Annotated in this window: 23 protein-coding genes; 8 read left to right on the top strand and 15 right to left on the bottom strand. The window is 73.8% G+C overall.

Translation table 11 applies throughout. The features are described 5' to 3' along the window. Positions 1-87 precede the first annotated feature (87 nt). Both OH807_RS01735 and OH807_RS01730 read left to right on the top strand, forming a co-directional pair. Complete coding sequence (locus OH807_RS01735) at positions 88-1,053, top strand: SDR family NAD(P)-dependent oxidoreductase (RefSeq protein WP_406192886.1); 966 nt, start codon at positions 88-90, stop codon at positions 1,051-1,053. Positions 1,054-1,437: 384 nt separating this feature from the next. Continuing rightward, positions 1,438-2,064 carry a hypothetical protein gene (locus OH807_RS01730; RefSeq protein ID WP_406192883.1) on the top strand — a complete coding sequence of 209 codons (627 nt, stop codon included), beginning with the start codon at positions 1,438-1,440 and terminating at the stop codon, positions 2,062-2,064. A gap of 267 nt (positions 2,065-2,331) precedes the next feature. Here the strand turns inward: OH807_RS01730 and OH807_RS01725 are convergent, their stop codons facing one another. Beyond that, positions 2,332-3,420, bottom strand: a complete 1,089-nt coding sequence (locus OH807_RS01725) for a HEAT repeat domain-containing protein (protein ID WP_406192880.1) — start codon at positions 3,418-3,420, stop codon at positions 2,332-2,334. Positions 3,421-3,710: 290 nt separating this feature from the next. Continuing rightward, positions 3,711-4,562 carry a class I SAM-dependent methyltransferase gene (locus OH807_RS01720; protein ID WP_406192877.1) on the bottom strand — a complete coding sequence of 284 codons (852 nt, stop codon included), beginning with the start codon at positions 4,560-4,562 and terminating at the stop codon, positions 3,711-3,713. 259 nt (positions 4,563-4,821) lie between these two features. On the opposite strand from OH807_RS01720, the gene OH807_RS01715 reads away from it, so the two are divergent. After that, the gene (locus tag OH807_RS01715) at positions 4,822-5,262 is read left to right on the top strand and encodes an ester cyclase (RefSeq protein ID WP_406192874.1); all 441 of its coding nucleotides are present in this window, start codon (positions 4,822-4,824) and stop codon (positions 5,260-5,262) included. 23 nt (positions 5,263-5,285) lie between these two features. Continuing rightward, a complete protein-coding gene (locus OH807_RS01710; RefSeq protein WP_406192871.1) occupies positions 5,286-6,320 on the top strand; it encodes a LuxR C-terminal-related transcriptional regulator in 1,035 nt (344 codons plus the stop codon). A 108-nt stretch (positions 6,321-6,428) separates the two neighbouring features. On the opposite strand, the gene OH807_RS01705 is transcribed toward OH807_RS01710, so the two are convergent. Beyond that, positions 6,429-6,917 carry a hypothetical protein gene (locus tag OH807_RS01705; RefSeq protein ID WP_406192868.1) on the bottom strand — a complete coding sequence of 163 codons (489 nt, stop codon included), beginning with the start codon at positions 6,915-6,917 and terminating at the stop codon, positions 6,429-6,431. 247 nt (positions 6,918-7,164) lie between these two features. Between OH807_RS01705 and OH807_RS01700 the strand changes: the two genes are divergently transcribed. Together OH807_RS01700 and OH807_RS01695 are read left to right on the top strand one after the other, a co-directional pair. Beyond that, positions 7,165-7,476, top strand: a complete 312-nt coding sequence (locus OH807_RS01700; RefSeq protein ID WP_406192865.1) for a hypothetical protein — start codon at positions 7,165-7,167, stop codon at positions 7,474-7,476. Positions 7,477-7,900: 424 nt separating this feature from the next. Then, entirely contained in the window at positions 7,901-9,223 is a 1,323-nt protein-coding gene (locus tag OH807_RS01695; protein WP_406192862.1) for a family 16 glycosylhydrolase, read from the top strand. A 293-nt stretch (positions 9,224-9,516) separates the two neighbouring features. Here OH807_RS01695 and OH807_RS01690 read toward each other — a convergent pair whose 3' ends face one another. Next, the gene (locus OH807_RS01690; RefSeq protein WP_406192859.1) at positions 9,517-9,804 is read right to left on the bottom strand and encodes a hypothetical protein; all 288 of its coding nucleotides are present in this window, start codon (positions 9,802-9,804) and stop codon (positions 9,517-9,519) included. A 221-nt stretch (positions 9,805-10,025) separates the two neighbouring features. Here OH807_RS01690 and OH807_RS01685 point away from each other — a divergent pair, with 221 nt between their 5' ends. Together OH807_RS01685 and OH807_RS01680 are read left to right on the top strand one after the other, a co-directional pair. Further along, on the top strand, positions 10,026-10,679 hold the full coding sequence (locus OH807_RS01685) for a PIG-L deacetylase family protein (protein WP_406192856.1): 654 nt from the start codon (positions 10,026-10,028) through the stop codon (positions 10,677-10,679). A 147-nt stretch (positions 10,680-10,826) separates the two neighbouring features. After that, positions 10,827-11,267: a VOC family protein gene (locus OH807_RS01680; RefSeq protein WP_406192853.1), complete on the top strand. Its 441-nt coding sequence runs from the start codon at positions 10,827-10,829 to the stop codon at positions 11,265-11,267. Between the two features lie 184 nt (positions 11,268-11,451). Here the strand turns inward: OH807_RS01680 and OH807_RS01675 are convergent, their stop codons facing one another. The 11 genes from OH807_RS01675 to OH807_RS01625 form a co-directional block, all read right to left on the bottom strand. Next, positions 11,452-11,808, bottom strand: coding sequence for a hypothetical protein (locus tag OH807_RS01675; RefSeq protein WP_406192850.1), 357 nt, complete (start codon positions 11,806-11,808; stop codon positions 11,452-11,454). 24 nt (positions 11,809-11,832) lie between these two features. Continuing rightward, positions 11,833-12,408, bottom strand: a complete 576-nt coding sequence (locus tag OH807_RS01670) for a hypothetical protein (protein WP_406192847.1) — start codon at positions 12,406-12,408, stop codon at positions 11,833-11,835. Between the two features lie 216 nt (positions 12,409-12,624). After that, a complete protein-coding gene (locus OH807_RS01665) occupies positions 12,625-13,125 on the bottom strand; it encodes an FUSC family protein (RefSeq protein ID WP_406192844.1) in 501 nt (166 codons plus the stop codon). A 220-nt stretch (positions 13,126-13,345) separates the two neighbouring features. Beyond that, entirely contained in the window at positions 13,346-14,386 is a 1,041-nt protein-coding gene (locus OH807_RS01660; protein ID WP_406192841.1) for an SDR family oxidoreductase, read from the bottom strand. Between the two features lie 59 nt (positions 14,387-14,445). Further along, positions 14,446-15,735, bottom strand: coding sequence for a beta-ketoacyl-[acyl-carrier-protein] synthase family protein (locus tag OH807_RS01655; RefSeq protein ID WP_406192838.1), 1,290 nt, complete (start codon positions 15,733-15,735; stop codon positions 14,446-14,448). Next, positions 15,732-15,986 (bottom strand): acyl carrier protein, encoded by a 255-nt coding sequence (locus tag OH807_RS01650; protein ID WP_406192835.1) that lies wholly within the window; start codon positions 15,984-15,986, stop codon positions 15,732-15,734. The genes OH807_RS01655 and OH807_RS01650 overlap by 4 nt, the downstream gene beginning before the upstream one ends. A 110-nt stretch (positions 15,987-16,096) precedes the next feature. Next, positions 16,097-17,443: an aspartate aminotransferase family protein gene (locus OH807_RS01645; RefSeq protein ID WP_406192832.1), complete on the bottom strand. Its 1,347-nt coding sequence runs from the start codon at positions 17,441-17,443 to the stop codon at positions 16,097-16,099. Next, entirely contained in the window at positions 17,440-17,988 is a 549-nt protein-coding gene (locus tag OH807_RS01640; RefSeq protein WP_406192829.1) for a type II toxin-antitoxin system RatA family toxin, read from the bottom strand. Before OH807_RS01640 ends, OH807_RS01645 begins: the two co-directional genes overlap by 4 nt. Positions 17,989-18,014: 26 nt before the next feature. Then, on the bottom strand, positions 18,015-19,346 hold the full coding sequence (locus tag OH807_RS01635) for a GNAT family N-acetyltransferase (protein ID WP_406192826.1): 1,332 nt from the start codon (positions 19,344-19,346) through the stop codon (positions 18,015-18,017). 92 nt (positions 19,347-19,438) lie between these two features. After that, a complete protein-coding gene (locus OH807_RS01630; RefSeq protein ID WP_406192823.1) occupies positions 19,439-20,569 on the bottom strand; it encodes an acyl-CoA dehydrogenase family protein in 1,131 nt (376 codons plus the stop codon). Positions 20,570-20,719: 150 nt separating this feature from the next. After that, positions 20,720-21,940 carry a cytochrome P450 gene (locus tag OH807_RS01625; RefSeq protein WP_406192820.1) on the bottom strand — a complete coding sequence of 407 codons (1,221 nt, stop codon included), beginning with the start codon at positions 21,938-21,940 and terminating at the stop codon, positions 20,720-20,722. Positions 21,941-22,312 lie beyond the last annotated feature (372 nt).

Genomic DNA, 22,312 nt, shown 5'->3' with positions numbered 1-22,312 from the left:
GGGAGGAGGGCGGCTCCTCCTACCGGCCGCGAGATCCGGCCGGAGGACGGAGCCGTGCGCCCGGGACGGGCTGCGAGTGTGCTCGTCATGAAGACGAATGCGGAGACGAACACGAGCAGCCACACGAACGCGAACCCCGCGGTCACGGGGCGGCGGGCCCTCCTCGGGGGTGCTGCCGCCCTGGGCCTGGCGGGCGCGGCGTTCGGCGGCACTGCCCACGCACTGGGCGGTGCCGAGTCCAAGTCCCGGAGCAGGGCCGGCCGCTTCCAGGGGAAGTCGGTGCTCGTCACCGGTGCCACCTCGGGGATCGGCAGGGCCGCGGCGAAGGCGTTCGCCGCGGAGGGTGCCCACGTCGGATTCTGCGGCAGGCGGGCCGACCTGGGGCGCCAGGTGGAACGGGAGATCCGGGACGCGGGCGGCGAGGCCACGTACATCCAGGCCGACGTCCGGGTGGCCGCCCAGGTGCAGAGCTTCGTGGACCGGGTCGCGAGTCGTTACGGCGGCATCGACGTGGCCTTCAACAACGCCGGCATCGGCGGCGGGAAGCTGCCCCACGAGATGAGCGTCGAGGAGTGGGACGACGTCCAGGCCACCAACGCCCGGGGCGTGTTCCTCGCGATCAAGTACGAGATCCCGTACATGCTCGGGGCGCAGCGCGGCGTCATCATCTGTACCTCGTCGTCGGCTGCCGAGCAGGCGCGGCCGAACAGTGCCGCCTACACCGCGAGCAAGCGGGCGGTGCAGGGCATCGTGAAGGCTGCGGCGCTCGCGTACGGCCCCCAGGGGATCCGGCTGAACGCCCTGCTGCCGGGCACCACCGACACCGCCTTCGTCCGCCCGCCGGGCATCCCGGACGCGGACTGGGCCACGTACAAGCAGGCCTGGGGGCCGCTCAACGTCGACGGCCTCGAACGGATGGCCGACGCCGAGGAGATCGCGCGTGCCGTGCTCGGGCTGGCGTCCGACGACTTCCCGTACATGACGGGTGCGTCGGTCGCCGTCGACGGCGGCAGCACCGCGGGCCGCAAGATGGTCCAGCCGCGCGGTAACTGAGCCTGGGCTCCCGACCGTTCCCTCCTTGTCGGAGGTTCAGCTCGTCGACCGGAGCGACCGGCGACGGAGTGGTCGCGCGTCCCGGTCCCCGCACCCGGGGGTTCCGGAACCGGTCGAGTGATCTGTGATCACGGTTCGGCGACCTTCTGCTGGTCGAGGCCCAAATCAATCGTCCTGACGTTCGAGCGGCGATAGATTGCGCAGGCACAGACTCTTGATCGTCACGGGGGATCCACCATTTCCACTCAGTCCACCGAGCTGCCCCACGGCGCCGGACCCACCGCGTCCACCGCGTCCACCGAGCCCGCCGCTGTCGCGGCTCCGGACCGGCCGGTCTACGGCGAGGGGCGGCTCGGCTGCCAGTACTGCGGCTCCGTCCCGGCCGTGGACGCGACCTTCCGCGGGCATCTCGGCCTCATCGTGATCCTGAAGTACCTGAAGCGCCGGGGCCCGTACTGCCGCAGCTGTGGCATCGCCACGCACCGCGAGATGACGTCCGACAGCCTCTGGCAGGGCTGGTGGGGCATCCCCTCGATGATCGTCAACCCCATCGTCATGCTGATCAACGTCCCGCAGCGCCTGAAGATCAACAAGCTGCCGGAGCCGCTGCCCGGAGCGCCCCGCGCGCCGATGAACCCCGGCAGGCCGGTGTACCTGCGGCCCACGATCCTCGGTGTGCTCATCCCGGTGGTCCTGGTCTCGCTGATCGTCCTGGTGGAGAAGGGCGACCCCGAGTTCGCCAAGGCCGGCGACTGCATCCACAACAGCAACCCGATCGTCGTGTCCGGCGCCATCGACAGCAACCCCGACGTCACAGTGGTCCCGTGTTCCGACCCGAGGGCCGAGGCCCGCGTCGTGGGCCGCAAGGAGAACACCGACGACGGCGAGACCGTGTGCCGCAACTCCTTCCCCGACGCCGACGGCTACTTCACCTACAGGCGGGGCAGCGACAAGTACACCCTCTGCCTGCACAGCCTGAAGCAGAAGCCGAGTACGGTCTTCCTCCCGTAGCGAGGCGGGCGGACGTTCGCGCTTGTTCTGGTCGCCCTTCCGCATCTCGGCGACCACGGCGGCGGCGCCCGTCCTGCCCCGGTCGTGGAGAGCCTGGCGCCCTGAGTCATGGACATCCCAACCCTCTGGGACGGAAGCGTTCCGGATCGTCCGAGCCGCCCTGCGGGCGCCCTCCCATCGAGGGCGCCCGCAGGTTCGGAGCGGGGGCCTCGGGCCTCCTGGGGAACGGTGATGCGCGCCGGTCACCCCGTCAGCGGTCGCGTGTGGTCACCGGGGCCGAGGGTCGGGTGGGGAGTGGGGTGGGGTGCTCGGCAGGTCGGTGGCGACGAGGTCGGCGGCGCGTGCGGGGTTGCCGTCCGCGCGGGCGAGCAGTGCCTCGATGTCGTAGCCCGATGACCCGAAGGCGGCGTGGACGCCGAGGGTGCGGCCCCAGCCGAAGCGATCCATCGAGACGGCGGCGTCCAGGTCGGGGCGGAGCCGGTGGAGGGTGGAGACGAGTTCCCAGGCCCAGGCGTCCAGGCGGGCCCGCCGTGTCGGGTTGCAGGCGTTGGCGGCGTCGGTGACCCAGTCCTCGCCGGGCTCGTACTCCAGGAGGGCAGGCAGCGGTTCAGGGGAACTCGTGATCTGCGCCGCGCTGAACGTGAGGAGGTGGGAGCCCTCGGGGTTGCCGAGGAGTTCGGCCAGGAGCGGGACGGCGCGGGGGTCGTGCCGGCAGGCCAGTCCGCGGATCGCCTCCGTACGGGTCTCGGTGTGCTCGTCGGCCGTCCGTTCCCAGAGCGCGGCACGGATCGCGGGGCTGTCCACCTCGGCCTGGACGCCGAGGGTGAACGTCGCCCAGTCGCGGACGTGCGGGTCCTGGTCCCGGCTCAGCGTGATGAGGGCGCGGATGTCCGGTCCGTCCGGCCGACCGGTGATGACCTCCGCGAACGAGCGGGCCACCTGCTCGCGGACCTCGGCGTCGGGATGCCCGGCGAGGGTGACGAGGACGGGGACGGCGCGCGGGTCGTACGTCTTCTCGATCGCGCGCGCCAGGGACCGCGGCACGCGGTCCTCGGTCTCCCGCTGTGCGAGGGCGACCAGGGCGGTGGCCGTCCCGGCGCGGGCTGCCTCGTGCCGAGTGCTGAGGTCGCACAGCAGGTCACAGCCTGCCCTGCGCTCGATCGGATCGGGCGAACCGATCAGCTCCAGACCGAGCGGCAGCGCCGCCGTCCCGTCGGCGGCCGCCTGCCACAGCAGTGGTGCGTACACGCTCCAGGCTTCGTGGTCGTCCGCGTCGTCCGCGCTGTCCGGGGCGGTGGCGGCGCGCAGGGCCGCCAGCGCCTTCGTGATCACTTCCGCCGCGCTGTCCGCCCTCATGCGGGCATTCTGGTGGACGAACCGCACGTGCGCGCGGGAATTTCCGGCCGACGGTGCTTCAAGTCCCCGGCCGTGGCGGTGCCGCCGGCCGTGATCGGCGCCGCGTTCGTTCCGTCGGGCTTCCAGGCCGCACCGGGGTCCTGATCGGTATTTGGCCTGTGGCACGGCAATTGACGCAGCATCAGTCAGAGCGGGGCCCTTCCTGCGCTGGCGGAGAGCGGTCCGGCCGAAGGCTCCTCCTCGGGCCCACCGGGGATCGATCACCGAGGGAACCGGTGGAGCCCTACCGGCTACCGGCGGACCGCCGAGATCAGTCCGCCGGGCCGCTCCTCGCGTTGCGGCGGGCTGCCGATCGGGCGGCCGTAGGCGGCAGCGCACTCGCGCAGGGTGTGGCTGTCGGCGTCCCAGCCGTGCCCGGCCAGCCAGCCCACCGGGTCGTCGGGCATCTCCGAGACCCACATGGACGCCGCCGATCCCGGCGCGGCGTCCGCGCCGAAGCGCTGGATCACGCCGCGCGAGCCCGAGGTCAGCCCCAACCGACTGCCTGCCGCCGACTGCGCGCCGATCCGCGCCAGCAGGTGCTCCACCGCGTCCTCGGGCAGATAGATCAGCAGCCCTTCGGCGATCCACGCGGTCGGTGCGGCCGGGTCGTGCCCTGCGGCAGCCAGCGCGCCCGGCCAGTCCTCCCGCAGATCCACCGCGACGGTGATCCGCTCGCAGCGAGCGACGGCCCGTTCCCGGCGCAGCACCGAAGCCTTGAAGTCCAGTGGTGCGGCGGTGTCGACCTCGAACAGCCGGGTGCCCTCGGGCCAGTCCGTCCGGAAGGCCCGGCTGTCCATGCCGGCGCCGAGCAGCACGACCTGCCGGACCCCGGACGCGGTGGCCTGCTGCAACAGGTCGTCGAGGAATTTCGTCCGGATGACGATGGAGAACGACACGGCCGTCCGACGGCGTCGCGCGGCCTCGTCGTCGGGCAGCGGCGGCGAGGACGGCCACAGGCCGCCGGCGGTGGCGAAGGCCTGTGCCAGCGGGTCGCGGAACAGCGCGTTCTCCCGCTCGGTCTCCAGCGCTCGTACCCTGGCCACCCCCACCGCCGTGGCCCACACTCCCGACGGCTGCGCCCACTCCTGCTCATCAGTCACCGCGTCAGCCTAGGCGGCCGGAGGGCGCGGATCGGCCCGAGGCGGTCGATGATCCGATCCCGCCGCCGACTTCGACACCCCGGAACGGCGGAGAATCCTGCCGTCGCTGCCGTCGCTGCCGTCGCTGCCGTCGCGCAGCGGGCAGGGTTCACGCGCGCGAGCGGGCGTGCGAGCGGGCGGGCGAGCGGGCGGGCGAGCGGGCGGGAAACCCCAGCTTTTTGGGGTACCCGGGGCCCGGGCGGTGTCGAAGACTGTGGCCATGGACGTCATCGAGAAGACCCGAATCGCAGAAAACCGGGAGATCGTGCGTGCCTTCATCGACGCGCTGTTCACCGAGGGTGACCTCGCAGCGGTCGACGAGTACCTCGCCGAGGACTTCCTCGACCACGACCCGCCCGTCGGCTCCGACAGCGGCCGGGAGGGCATGCGCGCGGCCGCCGCCCTGTTCCGCGGTGCTTTCCCCGACTGGCATTCCACGTGCGACTTCCTCGTCGCCGAGGACGACATGGTCGTGGAGCACTTCAGTGCCACCGGTACCCAATTCGGCGAGATCTTCGGCGCGCCGGCCACCGGCCGCACCGTCACGCTCCGCGGGATCAACATCTTCCGGATCAGGGAGGGCCGCATCGTCGAGCGCTGGGGCCGGCTCGACGAGCTGGGCCTGCTGCGCCGGCTCGGGCTCGTCCAGGGCCCCGGGTAGTGGGGGAGCGTAGGCTCGGGTACGTGGCAGGTGCGGCCGTGGAACGCCGGCTCGCCGACATCGAACGACGGTGCCGCAGCGGGCTGGACACCACCACGCTGGGCACGGAGATCGTGAGCCGTCTGCGCCGGGTGGTACCGGCGGAGGCGGCCTTCTCCGCGACCGTCGATCCGGTGACCCTGCTGTTCACCTCGGCGACCGCCGAGGACCCCCTCGGCCCCGCGACGGCGCAGTTCCTCGACAACGAGTTCGGGCGGGCGGACGTCAACAAGTTCGCCGGTCTCGCCCGGGCCGCCGATCCGGTCGGCTCGCTGGACCGGGCCACCGAGGGCAACCGGACGGACAGCGCCCGCCACCGGGAGATCATGGCCCCGCTCGGGCTCGGCGACGAACTGCGCGCCGCACTGGTCACCGGACACCGCTGCTGGGGAGTGCTCTGCCTGCACCGGGAGGCCTCCTCCCTGGGCTTCACCGACGAGGAAATCGCGCTGGTCCGGCGCATCGCTCCGGTGCTGGCGGCCGGTCTGCGCACGGCGGTGACCGCGGCACCGCGCCCGGGGGCCGCGGCCGGCCCGGAGGGGGTGGGTCTCATCCTGCTCGACTCCGGGCTCAGGACCGTGTCCATGAGCCCCGAGGCCGAGCAGTGGCTGACCGACTTCCCTGACGGCGACCGGCAGGATGCGGGCCGTCTCCCGGTCAGCGTGCTCGCGGCCGCCGCCGGCCCGGTGCCCTCGACCGTCCGCGTCCGAGGGCGCTCGGGCCGGTGGCTCGCCCTGCACACCAGCCGCCTGGGCCCGCAGATCGGCGTGGTGGTGGAGCCGGCCCGGCCGGCGGAGCTCGGAGCGGTCCTGCTCAGCGCCCACGGACTCACCGATGCCCAGACCCGGGTCGCGGCCCTGGTCATCCGGGGTCGGTCGACCCGCCAGCTGGTCGACGAGCTCCACATCTCCGCCAACACCGTGCAGGAGCACCTGACTGCCGTCTTCGACAAATTCGGTGTCCGAAGCCGCCGCGAGCTCGTCGCGGTGGTGCTGGCGGACCTTTCGGGGCTCGCCTAGGGAGCGGTTGCCCCGACCTGCGCGGACGGTCCGGCGCGTTCCTGTCCGGCGCCGCCGCATTCCGGTCCGGCTCCGGCCCGGGACAGGCCCGGCGCCGGGCCCGGCCGGCTACGTCGCCCGGCCGGTTCGGCCCGTGGCGGTGGCCGCTTCCATCGTCTCGGCGAGGGCGGGCAGCTCGCGCTCGGGGTCGCTCAGGACCGAGCCGGGCATCGCGGCGGCCACTGCGCACACCGCGGCCAGCGCGACCCGCTCGCAGGCGCTCAGCATCGGGAGTTCCACGCCGTGCGGGCTGCCGGTGACGACGCCGGCGGCCAGGGCGCGGCGCAGCTCCGCGTCCAGCTGCCCCGCCCCACCCGGGACGATCCCCGGGCCGCTCGCCTGTTCGATGGCGGCGGCGGCCCGCTCCAGCACCGCGCGGTGCCCGTCCTCCGCCTGCCGGGCGGCGAGCTCCCGCACCCAGCGGGCGGCCCGCCGCCCGGCGTCGGCCGCCACGGCGAGTTCCTCGTTCATCAGGCGCGGCTGGTCCCGCCGGCTCTGCTCGTGCTCCTGTGCCTCGGCGCTGCGTCCGCGCGCCGACCGGATCGTCATGTTCGTCATGACCGGTGAACCTCGCCACCACCGCCCGGGTCACGGCCTCCGTGGTGAAGCCGGTCCGTCCCGCCGGAATCCCCGAGGCGTGCCGCGTGCGCCGTGCCGCCCGCGAAGCCCTCGGTACGGGGCCGGGCGCGGACCCGTGGTTCGCCGGCCGTGGATGCGAAGCTTGAGTCTGTCCGGAGGTGTGCACGGTCTCCCGAGAACGGGGCAGACTCCCGGGGAAGCACCGGTTCGAGCGGGAGGTGGTCAGGTGGACGGCAGCGTGTTCTGGTGGGTGGCCGCGGGAGTCGTCGCGGCCAGTCTGGTGGTGGCGGCCGTTCTGGTGGTCAAGCTGGTCCGGGCGAGGAAGCTGCTGGTGGCCTCCGGCATCCCGATGTCGAACAAGGTGCTGTTCTGGGCGTCGATCGTCTACCTGGTCAGTCCCGTGGACCTTCTGCCCGACCCGATCCTGTTGGACGACATCGCGTTCCTCCTCGTGGCCCTGCGCTCGCTGACCAAGGCCGGCGCCAGGCTGGGCATCGGGCCCGCCGGGCACCGGGTGGGCGGGCCCGACACCCCGTAGCGGCAGGAGCACGTGTGCGGTACGGCCCGTCGTCCATGACGGGCCGTACCGCTTTCCCGGACCGTACGAGGTGGGCTTCCCCCGGTCCGCTCGCGCGGCGGGCCCGCTCACCCGGCCGGTCCGACGAACGGCCGGCCCGATGAGCGGACGGGCGGGCCGGCTGAGCGGACGCAGCCTGTGGCCCCGGTCACCTGTGCCGCACCTCACAACGGCGCTCGATCGCCGTCCCGGCACCTGGGCTGACCTGCTGGTTTGTCTGCGTACGGACCGCCGGCCGACCGGCGGTGGGGGCGCGGGCTGACGGTGTGCAGGTTGCGAACGGCATGCCGGTTCGCGCAGGCTCCCCCCTCGACGGCCTCTCCTCCGCCCTGCCGCGGACGGAGTCCGTCGGTCTTGAGGGGGGTAGGAAAGGTGCTCCCACGGCATGACAACCCTGCGCAACAACGCTCGACACCGCCGTACCAAGCCGGCGACCTGGAAGCTGCTCGCCGTCGCCGGACTCACGGCCACGGCCGTGACCGCCGGCACCGCGACCTGGGCGGTGCAGTCCGAGGCGGCCACCAGTCCGGTCACCGTCGACTCGCTCACCATCACGCCCGCCTCGCCCGCACCGAACTCGGCCGTCACCGCGACCGCCAAGGTGCACGCGAGCAAGCGGCTGAAGCTTCAGAGCCTCACCGTCGCCGTACGTTCGGCGAGTGGCGCGAACTTCGACTTCCCCGGCGCCGTCGCCACCACGCTGGGCACCCGGGCGACCACCTTCACGCCCCAGAGCCGGACCTTCCCGGCAGGCTCGTACACGTACTTCGTGGCCTACCAGGCCTCCGACGGCTGGCACAACCTGACGCCGGTCCGCGCGTTCACGTCGAGCGGCGGCACGGTGGCCCCGTCGCCCACCGCGACCCCGTCGCCGACGACCACCCCCAAGCCCACCGCGACCCCGTCGCCCACGGCCACCGCGACGCCGACCGCCACCCCGTCGCCCACGGCAACGGCAACGGCCACGCCCAAGCCGACGGCCACGCCCACCGCCACGCCCACCACGCCCGCCGGCAGCGGCACCGGCCCGCAGGGCATCGCGGGCAGCTGGCGCCCGGTCTTCGCGGACGAGTTCAACGGCAGCGGCGTCGACAGCGCCAAGTGGACACCCAACTGGTTCGGCTGCCAGACCTGCACCACCCAGCCGGTCAACCCGGACATCGAGCTGGCGGCCTACGCCCCGTCGCAGTCCACCGTCAGCGGCGGCTCGCTGCACCTGAACATCGCCCAGCAGCCGACCACCGTCAACGGCAAGACCTACCCGTACCGCTCGGGCATGCTCTCCTCCAACGGCAAGGCGGAGTTCACCTACGGCGCCTTCGAGGCGCGGATCTACCTGCCCGCCGACGGCTCCCAGGTCGCCAACTGGCCGGCGTTCTGGGCGGACGGCCACAACTGGCCGGCCGACGGTGAGATGGACATCATGGAGGGTCTGGGCGGCCAGGCCTGCTACCACTACCACTCGCCCTCGGGCGGTCCGGGCGGCTGCGCCACCGGCAACTACACCGGCTGGCACACCTACGGCGCCGAGTGGAAGGCGGGCTCGGTGACGTACTACTACGACGGCAAGCAGGTCGGCCAGATCACCGCGGGCGTGAGCTCCTCGCCGCAGTACCTGATCCTGAACAACGCCGTCTGGTCCGGCGGCGGCCCGTCGGCGACCCCGGCCGACATGCAGGTCGACTACGTGCGGGTCTGGCAGCACTGACCTTCACGGCGGAGGCGGTCGCCCGTCACGGCGCCGCGTCCGCCGGATGGCAGCGCACTCTCCTCGGCCGCCGGCCCGCACATCGGGCCGGCGGCCGCTCCGATTTCGACGGAGTGGCGCCGGGGCGGGCCGGAGGGCGACGCCCGGGGCCGGGGTGAGGGGCCGGCGGAGTACCGGCGAGCCGCCCCGTGCCCGCGAACCTGTCCGTCGCCCGCCGCGAAGGCTGTGGCGGTCGGGCCCGGCGGCCGGGGGGAGTCACCACGGCCTTCGGTGGTCCTGCGCCCGTGCTACGACTACCGGGCGGCGGACGCCTTGCGTTGATGCATCATCAGGCCGACGAAGCCCGACATGAATCCGCTGACCAGGCCCGAAACGGCGTGGTTGACGGCGTTGGCGGCCTCGCCGTCAGGAGTGCCGACTATCAGGTAGTTGGCGGCCGCGCTCATCACCGCGCCGATCACGCCGCCGGTGACACCACTGGTCACCGCGATGCGCACGGCGCCGGGCGCGCCGGGTGTGCCGGTCTTGTCGGCGTCGCCGGTGTCGGGGGTGGTGCCGGTGGTGGTACGGGGCGCGGTCATGTCGGCCTCCTGGCATGGTCGCTGAGCACGGGGCCCGTGGTGTTGGGCACATGTGAGGCACAGTCTGGCAGGAACCTCCGCGAGCGGAACCCCCTGTTCCATCCGGTGGGCACAGTCACGCCCGGCCGGACAGGCGGCCTTCGCTCCCACGTCCGGCACGGCAGCCTCCGGCCACCGCGGCGAGCGCCGCCCCGGCCGCTGCCGCCGGAGCACGGACGGCGGTGGTCACCGCCACGTGGGCGCCGGACACCCACCGGGCCGCCGAACTCGCCGAGGCCCTGCGGATCCTGGGCGCGGGCGAGCCGAGGATGCTCGGTCACGCCGACCACCGCCTCCCGCAGTCCGCGCCCGGTCGCCCGCGGCTGTGCGACGTGCCCCTCGACCAGGTCGTCGGGGGCATCGTCGGGCACATCCGCGCGGTGCGGCCCGACATCGTCCTGACTCACGACCCGTACGGCCAGCTCACCGGCCATCCGGACCACCGGCAGACCCACCGCGCCACTCTGCTGGCCGTCGCCGCCGCCGGGCTCGAACACCTCTACCCGGACGCCGGGGATCCCTGGCAGCCCGACGCCGTCCACCTGGCCACCCACCCGCACTCGGCGCTCGCCGACCTCGGACCGCTCCTGCGGCGCGTCGGGAAGACCACACTCAGCGTCCCGGACCACCTGGTCGACCTCACCTGCGACGTGCGCCCGTGGCTGGAGCAGAAGTGGGCCGCCATCGCGGCGCACCGCAGCGAAGCCGAGCGCGAGCGCCCCCTCCCCGGCATCCTGGCCCGTCTGCCCGAGGACGTCCGCCGCCGGATCCTCGGAACCGAGCACTACATGGTCTCCGCGTCGCACCCCCACCCGCGGGCGGCTCCACCGGCCTGACGGTGCAGGGCCTGACGGTACAGGGCCTGACGGTGCAGGGCGTGACGTCGCGAAGGTGACGGTGTCGCCGCTCGCGCCGGCAACTGGAAGAAGGAGTGACGGCCGGTCGGCCCGACGGTGTCGGGCGTGGCTCCTATCCTCGGGCGCATGACGATTCAGCGCATGGACAACGTCGGCATCGTCGTCGACGACCTCGACGCCGCCATCGCCTTCTTCACGGAACTGGGCATGGAGCTGGAAGGCAGGATGCCGATCGAAGGAAGCTGGGCGGGGAAGGTCGTCGGGCTGGAGGCGATGCGGAGCGAGATCGCGATGATGCGGATCCCGGACGCCCCGGGCCGGCTCGAACTGGCGAAGTACCACACCCCGCAGGCGATCACCCCCGAGCCCGAGACCGCCCCGGCGAACACACTGGGTCTGCACCGCGTCATGTTCGCCGTCGACGACCTCGCGGACACCCTCGCCCGCCTCCGGCCGCACGGCGCCGAACTCGTCGGCGAAGTGACGCGCTTCGAGGACAGCTACCTGCTCTGCTACCTCCGCGGGCCGAGCGGCATCATCCTCGCGCTGGCCGAGCAACTGGGCTGAGAAGGAACGGAGTCCGCTTGACGAACCGGCGGCTTCGGGTGAACGCCCTGGCCCCGCATCCCAGTCGGCCCCGCACGTAATTCCCCTCCTGCATACCGTCCTCGACGCCCTCGATGCTCGCCTTCTGCGGTCCCGCCGAGGTTCCGGCAGTAGGCCTCGCGTGCGGCCGTCGTCCCTCCACCGCTCAGTTGCCCTCCCGAGCTCCTGAACCGTGCTGCGGGCGCGGGCTCGCTCCGCCGAGGAGCCGGTCGGCCTCCTGCTGGTCGACGCCCTCGATGTCGACGGTGCCGTTCACGGTCAGGGCGAGATGGACGAACCGTGGTGCCAGCCGGGCCAGTTCGGCCAGCGGTTCGCCGTCCGCGCAGTCGGACCGCCCGATCCGCAGGCCGGGGACGGCGAGGGTTTCGAGCTGGGGGAGGACGGGGCTGTCCGCCAGTGCCGCGAGCAGCTGGAGCGAGGTCGCGTCGAACTCGGAGCCACCGAGATCGAGGTGCCGGAGCGCGGGGTACCCGGTGGCGGTGAGTTCGTCGAGCTGCTCCACGGGGCAGCAGGCGCCGAAGACGTCTCACTCCATCACCACGGCGAGTGACACGACGCCCGGGGTCCGTCCGAGGTCGAAGACGGCGCCGTCGGAGGTCGCGGGGCCACGGACCCGGAGGCGGGTCAGCCCCTGGTGGTCGACGGAGTCGAAGAGGAAGGCGCCTTCGAGGTCCAGGGTGCGCAGGCCCGGCAGCGCGTCCCACGGGGAGGTCCGGACCAGCGCGTGGCCGTGGTACTCCATGGGGTCGATCCGGCCTCCCGTCGACGTCGCGCTGTCCTCGTAGAGGTGCTCGAACCGGTAGCCGAAGCGCAGGTGCTCCAGCCGGGGGCGCGGCCGGGCGGCGAGCGAGCGGGCGGCGAGCTCGACCGAGTGTGCCCCCTCCCACTGTTCGGGGTCGGCGGCCGAGGCGTGCGGGTGCTCGGCCAGGAGCCTCTCGACCAGCGCCCGGCGGCCGGGCCGGGAGTCCGCGGCCGGTGCGAACCGGGCTTCGTCGAGGAACCCGTGGCGCCAGGTGAACGTCCAGGAGCCGTCCTGCCGGAGACCGTCGAGGAGGGGATCCTGCGGACCGGCCTGACCGTCCGTGACGGCGAACTGCTGCATACCCGTCTCCAAGTGCTGGTGGCGTTGCGGCGGCCGCGGGCAGGAGGAGCCACCCGAACTGGCGGCCGGTACCGGCACTCCAGAGGCAGCCGCCGACAGGTGACGCCCGCACCGGCGCCGGTCGGCCCGGCCAGCCGGGGAAGCGCGCGACGGCTCTCCCGGCCCGCGTCCAGTGGCCCGTCCGGCGGTGCCCGGCCCTACCGGTGGTTCCCGGCCCTACCGGCTGCGGCGCCGTCCCCACGCCCGGCGTACCCGGGTGGGGCGCCAATGACGGGGGCCCAGCAGGCACACGGTGAGCACGCCGACCGCGGTCTCCACCAGCCGTGCTCCGGGGTAGCCGGCGACGGGGACGGCGAAGACCATCAGGGCGGAGACGACGACCTGGTTGTTGGGCGCACCGTCGTGGCGGATCAGGAGGCTCCCGGCCCAGCCGAGTGCCAGGACGAGTGGCAGTGCGTAGGGCGTCTGGGGGACGATCCGCAGGACGGCCACACTCAGCCCCACGCCCGCCAGGACGCCGGCCATGCGCTGGACGGCGAGCCGGGGAGCGGCGTCGAGGCCGCTGGGCAGGATCAGGACGGCGGGCAGCGCGGCGGGTACGGGGTCGTCGCTGGTTCCCCAGAGGATGCAGAGGTACCAGGGGACGGTCGCGCACACCAGGATGCGGGCAGCCGTGGCCAGCTCCGTCCGGCTGGGTCGGCGGAGCTCGCGTGCCACGGCTGTGGTGAGCCGAGACCTGGGGGGCGGGGCTTCGGGCATCCCGCCCAGAATCCGACGCCGGAGCCGCGCGGGCAACTGGAAGGTGACGGTCGTCGGACCCGCACCTTCGGGGGCGGGCCGGACCGGAAGCGGCTGCGCGCCCGCCCCGCCGCCCCGCCCCCGGGCGTAGCGCCGGCGTAGCGCTTCCTGCGCCGGACGCGACCGCCCCGGCGGTTGCTCAGGCCGGGGCGGCGGCCAGCCGGGTCCACTGTTCGGGGCGGGCCAGGGCGAGCCGGGGCTTGCGGGCGGCCCAGTGGCGGACGGCGTCGGCCATCACCGGGGCGGGGTCCCGGACGGTCCAGGTGGGTTCGAAGGGTTCGGTCATGCTGGTGTAGCTCTGGAACATCGCGAGCAGCTTGACGGCCTGGGCCTGGAACGGGGAGAGGTGGCGGTCGGCGAGGGGCAGGAAGAAGCGGTCCCAGGAGTCACCGGAGACGATCCGCGGCCGGTCGATCGGGGGCACCCCGGCGGCCCGGCGGCACTCGTTGAGAGTCCCGCAGATGACGTCGAGCATCCTCTCCAGGGTCAGGCTGTCCCGGCCTGCGGCGATCACCTCGGTGCGCGGAGCGGCGGGTGGGGTGCCGAACACGGCGGCGGCGACGGCGCGCCCGACCTCGTCGACGGGGCTGATCTCGGCGTAGCCGCCGGGGTCGCCGACCACCACGGCGGCCAGCCCCGACACGAGGGCCTGCAGGAGTGTGTAGGGGCCGGAGAAGCGTGCGATCTCGCCGGAGCCACGGCGCCCGACGACCAGCGGGGGCCGCACCACGGTCAGGGCGCCGGGGTGCTCCTGCCGCGCGACCTCCTCGCAGACCGCCTTGGACCATTCGTAGCCGTTGCGGTAGCCCTCGAACTCCGCGCCGCGCAGGTCGGCGGGGTTGCGTTGCCCGCCGACGTAGGCGGTGGACAGGTGGACCAGGTGGGTGTCCCGGTCGGCCAGGGCGAGGACGGCCCGCAGCGGGGCGATGTTGGCCTCGTTCGCCTCGGCGCGTCCCAAGGTCCAGCGGGTGGTGGCCGCGGCGTGCACGATCACGTCCCAGTGCCGGGTGAGGGTGGCCGGGGGCGGTTCGGCGCCGATCCGCCAGCAGACCAGCCGGTCGTCGGTGGGGCGCCGTGCGACCCGGGTGAGGCGGGGGCCGTCCACCGGGCCGAGGGGCTGCAGTCGCTGCGCGAGCTCGCTGCCGACCACACCGGTCGCGCCGGTGAGCAGGATGTGCACGAGGTCCTCCGGGGGCGGGAACGAAAAGGAGCTTAAGAGAGACAGGAGCTGACGGTACGTCAGTCGACTGGGGCGAGCACCAGGCAGGCGTTCTGGCCGCCGAAGCCGAAGGAGTTGGAGAGCACCGGGGCCGGCGCCACGGTCCGCGGTGCCGTGACCACCAGGTCCACGAGGTCCGCCTCGGGGCTCGTCCGCAGGTTCGCGATCGGCGGCACCACGCCGCGCGCGGCGCAGAGCAGGGCCACTGCGGCCTCCAGGGCGCCGGAGCCGCCGATGAGATGGCCGGTGACACCCTTGACCGCCGTCACCGGCGGCCGCAGTCCCGCGAAGCAGCGTGCGATCGCCCGGGCCTCCGCCCGGTCGTTGAGCACCGTGGACGTCCCGTGGGCGCTGACGTGGCCGATGTCCGCAGGCGCGATCCCGGCATCGGAGATCGCCCGCCGCATGCAGCGGGCAGCCGCCGCGCCGTCCTCCAGCGGGGCCACGATGTGGGCGGCGTCGCAGGTTTCGGCGTAGCCGGCGACCTCGCCGTGGATGTGGGCACCGCGGGCCTGCGCGAGGTCCCAGCGTTCCAGGACCAGGACGGCCGCACCCTCCGCCATGACGAAGCCGTCGCGGTCGGCGTCGAAGGGGCGGCTGGCCAGCTCGGGGGCGGTGTTGCGGGTGGACAGCGCCCGCATGCGGGCAAAGGACCCCATCACGACCGTGGAGACCGCCGAGTCGACGCCGCCGGCCACCGCGACGTCCAGCTCGCCGTGGCGGATCCTGCGGGCGGCCTCGCCAAGCGCGGTGGCGCCGCTCGCGCACGCGCTGGAGTACGTGCTGCACGCGCCCTGGAAGCCGTAGCGGAGGGCCAGCCGGGTGGCGGGGGAGTTCGCCATCGTCCGGGGCACGGTGTGGACCGGCAACTGCGCGGGGCGCCCGGCGAATTCGAGGGTGACCTGCTCCATGCTCGGCAGGCCGCCGATCCCGGTGCCGATCTGCACGCCCACCCGGTCGGCGCTCACCCGGTCGGCGCTCACCCGGTCGGTGTCGGCGCTGCCGGGGCGGACGGCCGGCAGCCGGGCGTCGTCCAGCGCGTCGACCGCCGCGCACAGCAGCAGCCGGGCGGCGCGGTCGATCTGGCGGGACTCGCGGCGGCTGACGTACGCGTCCATGTCGAACGGCGGGACCAGGCATGCGAGGTGGACGGGAAGACCGTCGTCGATCAGCCGTTGGACGGTCACGGCCGTGGACCGGGCCTTGAGGACGGAGCTGAACACCTCCTCGATGTCGTTGCCCGCCGGGGACTTCACCCCGATCCCGGTGACGGCCACCCGCCACCCGCCCGAAGGGTGCCGGGCCGTCATGCCCGGCCCGCCGTACGGGCCGCGAGCAGGTCGATGGCGTGCCCCACGGTCTGTGCGGCGGTGAGGTCCTGCACCTCCAGGGGCAGAGCCAGCGCGCGTTCGAGACGGGCCCCGATCTCCATCAGCTCCAGGCTGTCGATGCCGTAGTCGGCCAGCAGGCTGGTCTGCTCGCGGATCTCGTCCGCGTCGGTGCCGAGCACCTCGGAGATCGTCGTCCTGACCGTCAGGGCCAGTTCCTCACGATGGGACATGTCCGTCCTTCCTTTCGTGCCCCCGGGAGCGTCCGGCGGGCCCGAGGGTGCTGCGTGTCCCGGGGCTCCTGGGATTCCGGAGGGTTCCGCACCGTCGGTGCGCGTGGTCGTCATGGGGCACCGGTGGCGTGCCGGGGGGCGGTACCCGCGCGTGCGGCACCCGCACCGGCGGTGTCCGTGCCGAGGGCGACCGCCGCGAGGGCGCCGTCGAGGAGCTCGACCCCGTGGGCGAGGTCCTCCTCGGTGCAGACGAGCGGCGGCAGCAGCCGTACGGTGGTCGGCCGGCTGAGACAAGGGGAGACCAGCAGGCCGGCCGCCGCGAGTTCGACCAGCACGGTGCCGGCGGCCCGGGCGGACACGAGGTCCACGCCGCGCAGCAGGCCCGTGCCGCGCACCGCACGCACCACTTGGGGGAAGCGCGCCGCGGACCGCTCCAGTGCCGCGTCCAGCAGGGCCGACAGCCGCCGTCCGTGCGGGGCGAGCTCCTCGATCGCCTCCAGTGCCGCAGGAAGCGCGGCGCAGCTGAGCGGGTGGCCGCCGAAGGTCGCCGAGTGGAGGAACGGGTCTGCCGCCAGCGGGGCGTAGAACCGCTCGGAGCAGACCAGCGCCGACAGCGGCACCACACCCCCGCCCAGCGGCTTGCCGAGCAGCACCGCGTCCACCGGCAGCCCGGCGGCGAGTGCGAGCGAGCGTTCTCCGCACCGGCGCAGTCCGCACTGGATCTCGTCCGCTACCACGAGAGCGCCGGCCGCCGCCGCGTCCGCGCACCAGGTGCGCAGCACGTCCGGGGGCAGCACCAGCGCGCCGTTCTCGCCCTGGACGGGCTCGAACACCAGGGCAGCCACGGGTGCGGCAGCGGTCTCGCGGCGGACGGCGTCGCCGTCCTGCGGGTCGAGGTGGACGACGTCGACGGTGCAGCCGCGCAGGCCCGCCCGGTAGAGCGGACTGTGGGTCAGGGCGAGGGCGCCCAGCGACTTGCCGTGGAAGGCGCCGTTCACCGCGAGCACCCGGTCGCGGCCGGTGGCGAGGCGGGCGAGCTTGACGGCGACCTCGACGACGTCGGCGCCGTTGAGCCCGAAGTAGACCTTCGGGAGCCGGTCGCCCAGGTAGCCGGCCAGGCAGGCCGCCGCCTGCGCGGCGACCGGATTGGCCAGCGAGCGGGTTGCGGCGGGCATGGTCTCCAACTGCTGCCGGACGGCCGCCACCACGGCGGGATGGCGGTGGCCGAGGAGGGTGACGGCGTAGGAGCCGAAGTCCAGGGCCGTACGGCCGTCCGAGAGCGTCACGCGGGGGCCCAGGGCGGCCGTCTCGACCGCGCCGCGCCCGGCGAAGCTGCCCGTCAGCGCCAGCTTCGGCGACAGGTGGCGGCGCAGCCGGTCGAAGACCTCCGCGGCGTCGGCCCCGGCGTGGGCGACCTCGGCGCGGGCGGGCGCGAACGGGGTGGGCAGCGCGTTCACCGTACGGCCTCCGCCGTGGCCGTGTTCGTGGCCGTGACTGCGTTCGTGACCGTTGCTCCGGCCGCGGCGCGTCGGTCGGGGGCGCCGGCCACCACGGGCGGGTCGGTCAGCTCGGGCGCCCCGGGTGCCAGTCGCCGCTCCAGCGCCGCCAGCATCTGCGCCGCGTTCTCCCGCAGGGCGTCCGCGGCGATCGGGTTGAGCATGTCGGCGAGCAGCGGAATGCCGATGTCGAAGTCGACGTGCAGGCTCACGGTGCTGTGCCCGCCGGGGGCCGGCCGCACCGACCAGCGCCCGGTGAACTCCTCCAGGTCCCCGCTGATCTGGTGGAAGTCGAAGCTGCGGTCCACGGGGTCGATCACCTCCTGTTGGGTCCAGCGCAGGACCGATTCCTCCAGGTGGACGGACCACCGCGTGGTGCGGTGCAGCGGGTCGGGGCGGTCGAGCGTCACGACCGATTCGACGCTGTCCATGCACGTCGGGTACAGCTCGACGTCCACCACCGCCGGCCAGGCGCGCTCCGGCGGGACGGCGATACACAGATCCACTTCGACGCGTGGCACGGGCGGGCCTCTCAGGGGGTGGTCGGGGTGGGCGGGTTCAGCCGGGCCGGTCCCGGCCGCGGGGTGGCGTGCGGGCCGAGCGCGGCGTCGCGGGCGGCGGTCAGCGCCGGTGGGAGCAGCCGCCGCAGGACGGCGCGCGGCAACGGGCGTACATGGGTCATCGCGTACCACTGCTCGACCAGTTCGCAGCCCATTTCGAGCTTCGGCCGGTAGGCGGTCTGGGCGAACCGGATGGTCCGGCAGCCGGAGGCGATGGCCAGCCTGATGGCCGCGTGGTGCACGGCGTGGTAGAGCCGGGCGTCGTGGGCGATGCGGTAGTCGAGGCCGATCCGGGCGCCGGTGGCGCCTCGGCCGGCGAAGAAGCAGAGTAGGAAGGCCACCAGCCGCTCGCCCTCGAAGCAGGCGACCAGGCGGCGGCGCGACCGGCCGTCGCCCGCCGGGGTGCCGCCGGGCGGCCGCTCCGGATTGCCGAGTCGCTGCCTCCCGGCGGGTGGCCGCGCCGGACCGCCGGGGTGCGGCGCCGGGTCGGCGTGGACGGCGGCCAGGAAGGCGGAGTCCAGGACGTCCAGCGTCTGGTCGGCCCGCAGCATGACCTGCCGGTACAGCGCGAGGACCTCCGGCAGCAGGTGGGCGAAGTCGTCCAGCACCTCGATCCGCAGGTCGGTGCGGGCCGCGAACGCACGGATCTTGCTGCGGGCGTTGCGCCGGGGCTTGGCCGGGAGCGCGGCCAGGTACTCCTCGAACGTCGGCTGGTCCAGGCGTAGTTCGGTGTCGGGCAGGCTGGGGACGAGGAAGAAGCCGGCGCGTCGGAGGGCGGGCCGCAGCGGCTGCAGACCGGCGGCGGTGAAGTCCTTGAAGACCACCGTGCCGAGCCGCTCGCGGCGTGCCAGGTCGAGGACGGCGTCCACCAGTACGTCGCCGAGCCCGGCCTCGGCCGGACCGTCGAGCAGGACGTGCCCCTGTCCGAGCAGGTGGCCGCAGAACAGCATCGGCACCCGCATCAGCCGGGGGAACAGTCGCGGGAGCAGGCGCTGCAGCGGTGCCAGCAGCCGCCGCTCGCGGGCCCCGACGACCTGGTCCAGCCGCAGGTCCCGGAAGAGGCAGACCGGGAGCACCGCCGCCACGGCGTCGTTCGCGCCGAGGTGGCGGACCACCAGGTAGGCGTAGCCGGCCGGCCCGAGTCGGGAGCGCTCCATCGCCGCGAACAGCGCGCGCGACCACATCGGGTCGTCGCCGGGCGCCAGCCGGTCCCAGAGCCCGGCGGGCAGCTCCTCGATGCCGGAGACGACCTCCACCCGGTACGGGGCGGGGGAGGCAGTGGGTGGTGGCTGCACGGGGTTCATCCGCTCACAGGGGAGGGTCGGCACAGGGTCGGCACATGGTGGAGTACCGCGGAGGGAAGGGGGACTGCGGGTGGTGCCGGGTGGGCGGACCGTCAGCCGATCCGCAGCGGGCGCCCGGCGAGGAAGTCGCGCAGCGGGCCGCCCATCCGCGCCCGGGACGGCGGGTGGAAGGTGAGCGCGGTGGCGGCCGAGGCCAGGTAGGTGCCGTCGGGCGAGCCGATGAAGGCCATGCCGCCGAGCACCGTCAGGCAGGTCCGGGTGGTGCGTGCGATGGCATCCTGGGCCGCGTACCGGGCGGTCAGTGCGCGGACCAGCAGTGTGTCGTCCCAGGGCTCGTCCTCCATGGCCCGGGCGACGCCCTCGACGGCGAGCACGGCGGCCTCGACGTCCACCAGGTAGGGCGCAGGGTCCTCGTCCCGGGCGGCGGGCCGCTCCAGGACCCGTTCGACCAGGGCGCTCGCCACCCCCAGGTAGCCGGCCGTCAGCAGGAGTTCGAACCAGAGGAACCCGGCCACGTTCAGCGCGTCGGGCACGGCGTCCGCGGTGACGTCGGTCAGCACCACCATCTGCGGGTCCAGCTCCACCTCGGTGAGCACGACCTGCTCGCTCTCGGCGCCGGCCAGGACGGGCGTGCGCCAGAACGGGCGCACCTCCAGGCCCGGGCTGTCGGCCGGGACGAGGGCGACGGCGAGCCGCTCCGTGCCGTCCTCGTCCCGCAGCGCCACCGAGGCGGTGAGCAGGTCCATGGAGCGCGCCAGGCTGCACGGCATCTTGCTGCCGTTCAGCACGATCCGTCCACCGCGGCGCTCGGCGGTGATGTGCGGGCGCAGGATGTTCTGGCCGGTGTTGCCCTCGGCGAAGCCGGAGGCGACCAGCAGGCGGTCGGCCGCCACCGACTCCAGCAGCGTGCCCTCAAGGCCGCTGCCGTACTTGGCCGCCTCGGCGAGGCCGGCGATGGAGAAGTGGTGCATGGTGGTGGCCACCGCCAGCGAGGGGCAGCGCGCGCCGACGGCCCGTTGCACCCGCACCGCCTGGAGCGGGGTGGCGCCCGCGCCGGTGTGCTGGGCGGGGACCAGCAGCCCGGGGCCGCCCGCGTCCCGGAACGCCTGGATCGCCGGGCTGGGCGCCCGCTCCAGTTCCGCGAGCGGATGGCGTGCGAGCGCGGCGTCCAGGCCGGGCATGAAGGCGTCGAGCGCGTCGCGTTCGCGGCGGAGGAAGTTCACGGGCGGGTCCTTTCGAGCGGCGGGGGAGTGGGCGGGTCCGCCCGCAGGTGCGGCTGCCGGTGGCGCCGGTGGGCCGTTGCCTCGTGCGCCGTGGCCAGGGGTGTCGCGGCCGGGGGGTCGCGGTGACCGCAGCGGTCGCCGCCGGCGTGGTCACCCGGTCGTGGCCAGCGGCAGCTCGTCGAACGTGCGCAGCGCGATCGCGTTCCGTCGTACCGGATCGCCGGCCGGCACCAGCCCGGGGAAGCGGCGGACGACCTGGCCGATCAGCTCCGCGCTCTCCAGCCGGGCCAGGGCGGCGCCCAGGCAGTAGTGCGGGCCCGCGCTGAAGCTGAGGACCGTCGAGTCGGTGCGTCGTACGTCGAACACGTGCGGGTTCGGGTGCCGGTCGGGGTCGCGGTTGGCCGCGCCGATCACCGTGGTCACGGAGCCGCCCGCTGGGACGGCGACCCCGCCGAGGTTGACGGGGCGTGCGGCGATCCGCTCCGTCATCAGCACCGGGCTGTCCCAGCGCAGCGCCTCCTGCACGGCGGCGGGCACGAGGTCCGGTTCGTTCCTGACCAGGGCCAGCTGGTCAGGGTGGGTGAGCAGCGCGAACACGGTCAGGCCGAGCAGTCCGGTGGTGGTTTCGAAGCCGGCCACGAACACCAGGAGCAGCAGGTCGACGAGTTCGTGCTCGGTCAGTGGAGGGTCGACCGCCGAGCGACTGGCGGACAGCTCCGACGCCAGGTCGCCGGCGGGTCGGGCGCGGCGCTCGCGCAGCAGCTCCCGGAAGTAGTCGCGCAGGGTCGTGACGGCGTGGTCGGCGCGCGCCCAGTCCTGCGGGGTGCGGTGCGGTTCCAGGACCCGGCTCGCCCCCCGGCCGAGTTCCAGGCAGACCGCCTGGTCCTCGCGCGGCACCCCGATCAGCTCGCCGACCACGGCGATCGGCAGCGGCGCGCTCACCATGGACTGGAAGTCGGCCGCACCCCCGGCCGCGGTCGCGTCGGCGAAACCGTCCAGCAGTTCCGTGGTGATCTTCTCCACCGTCGTGTGCAGGCCGGCCACCTGTCCGGCACCGAACGGTGCCACGACGGACCGCCGGAGCCGCTGGTGCGTGGCACCGTTGGTGCCCAGCAGTGAGGAGTAGAGGAAATCCGCCGCCGAGTGGTCGCGTCCACCGGGAATCTCCCGCGCGCACCATTCCGCGTCGGGGACCAGGAAATCCTGCCCCCCGAGCACCGTCCGGCAGTCGGCGAACCGGGTGGCGAAGGTTGTCCCGAACTCCTCGCTGTAGCAGATGGGTTGGTCCTTCTGCAGCTCGGCCAGTCGGGGATAGGGATCGTGCAGGCCTAACGGGGTGAAAATCGAGAGAATGATCGAATCCGTGTTCATCGATCCCCAGTCCCGTCGAGATGGAAGGGTGATTGCTCGCGCGGGGTCGAATATACACGAACTATTCGCCCGGTTCTGCTGCAATGGAAATGAGAATTCATATGGTGATATCGGATTCATGGCGGAGGAGTGGTGCCTGCGCGGTTGCCGTCCGGGGTTCGCGTTCCGACGCTCCGCCCCCTCGGGCCGGCCGCCGTCCGGCACCGCGGCCGTGCCCCTCGCCGCTGTCCCGTGTCGCTGTCCCTCGCGCGGCCGTGCCCCGCGCCGGCGTCCCTTGCGCCGTCGCGCCCGCGTCGGCGGCCCGGCGCGAGTCCTCCCCGTGGTGCGGGCAGCGTGCCGAAGGGGGCGGACCGCCTTGGAGGAAACCATGGA

The organism is Kitasatospora sp. NBC_01560, from assembly GCF_045208415.1.
Taxonomy (GTDB): domain Bacteria; phylum Actinomycetota; class Actinomycetes; order Streptomycetales; family Streptomycetaceae; genus Kitasatospora.
Note: the sequence above shows the minus strand (reverse complement) of the source record. Positions and strands in the feature narration are given on the sequence as shown.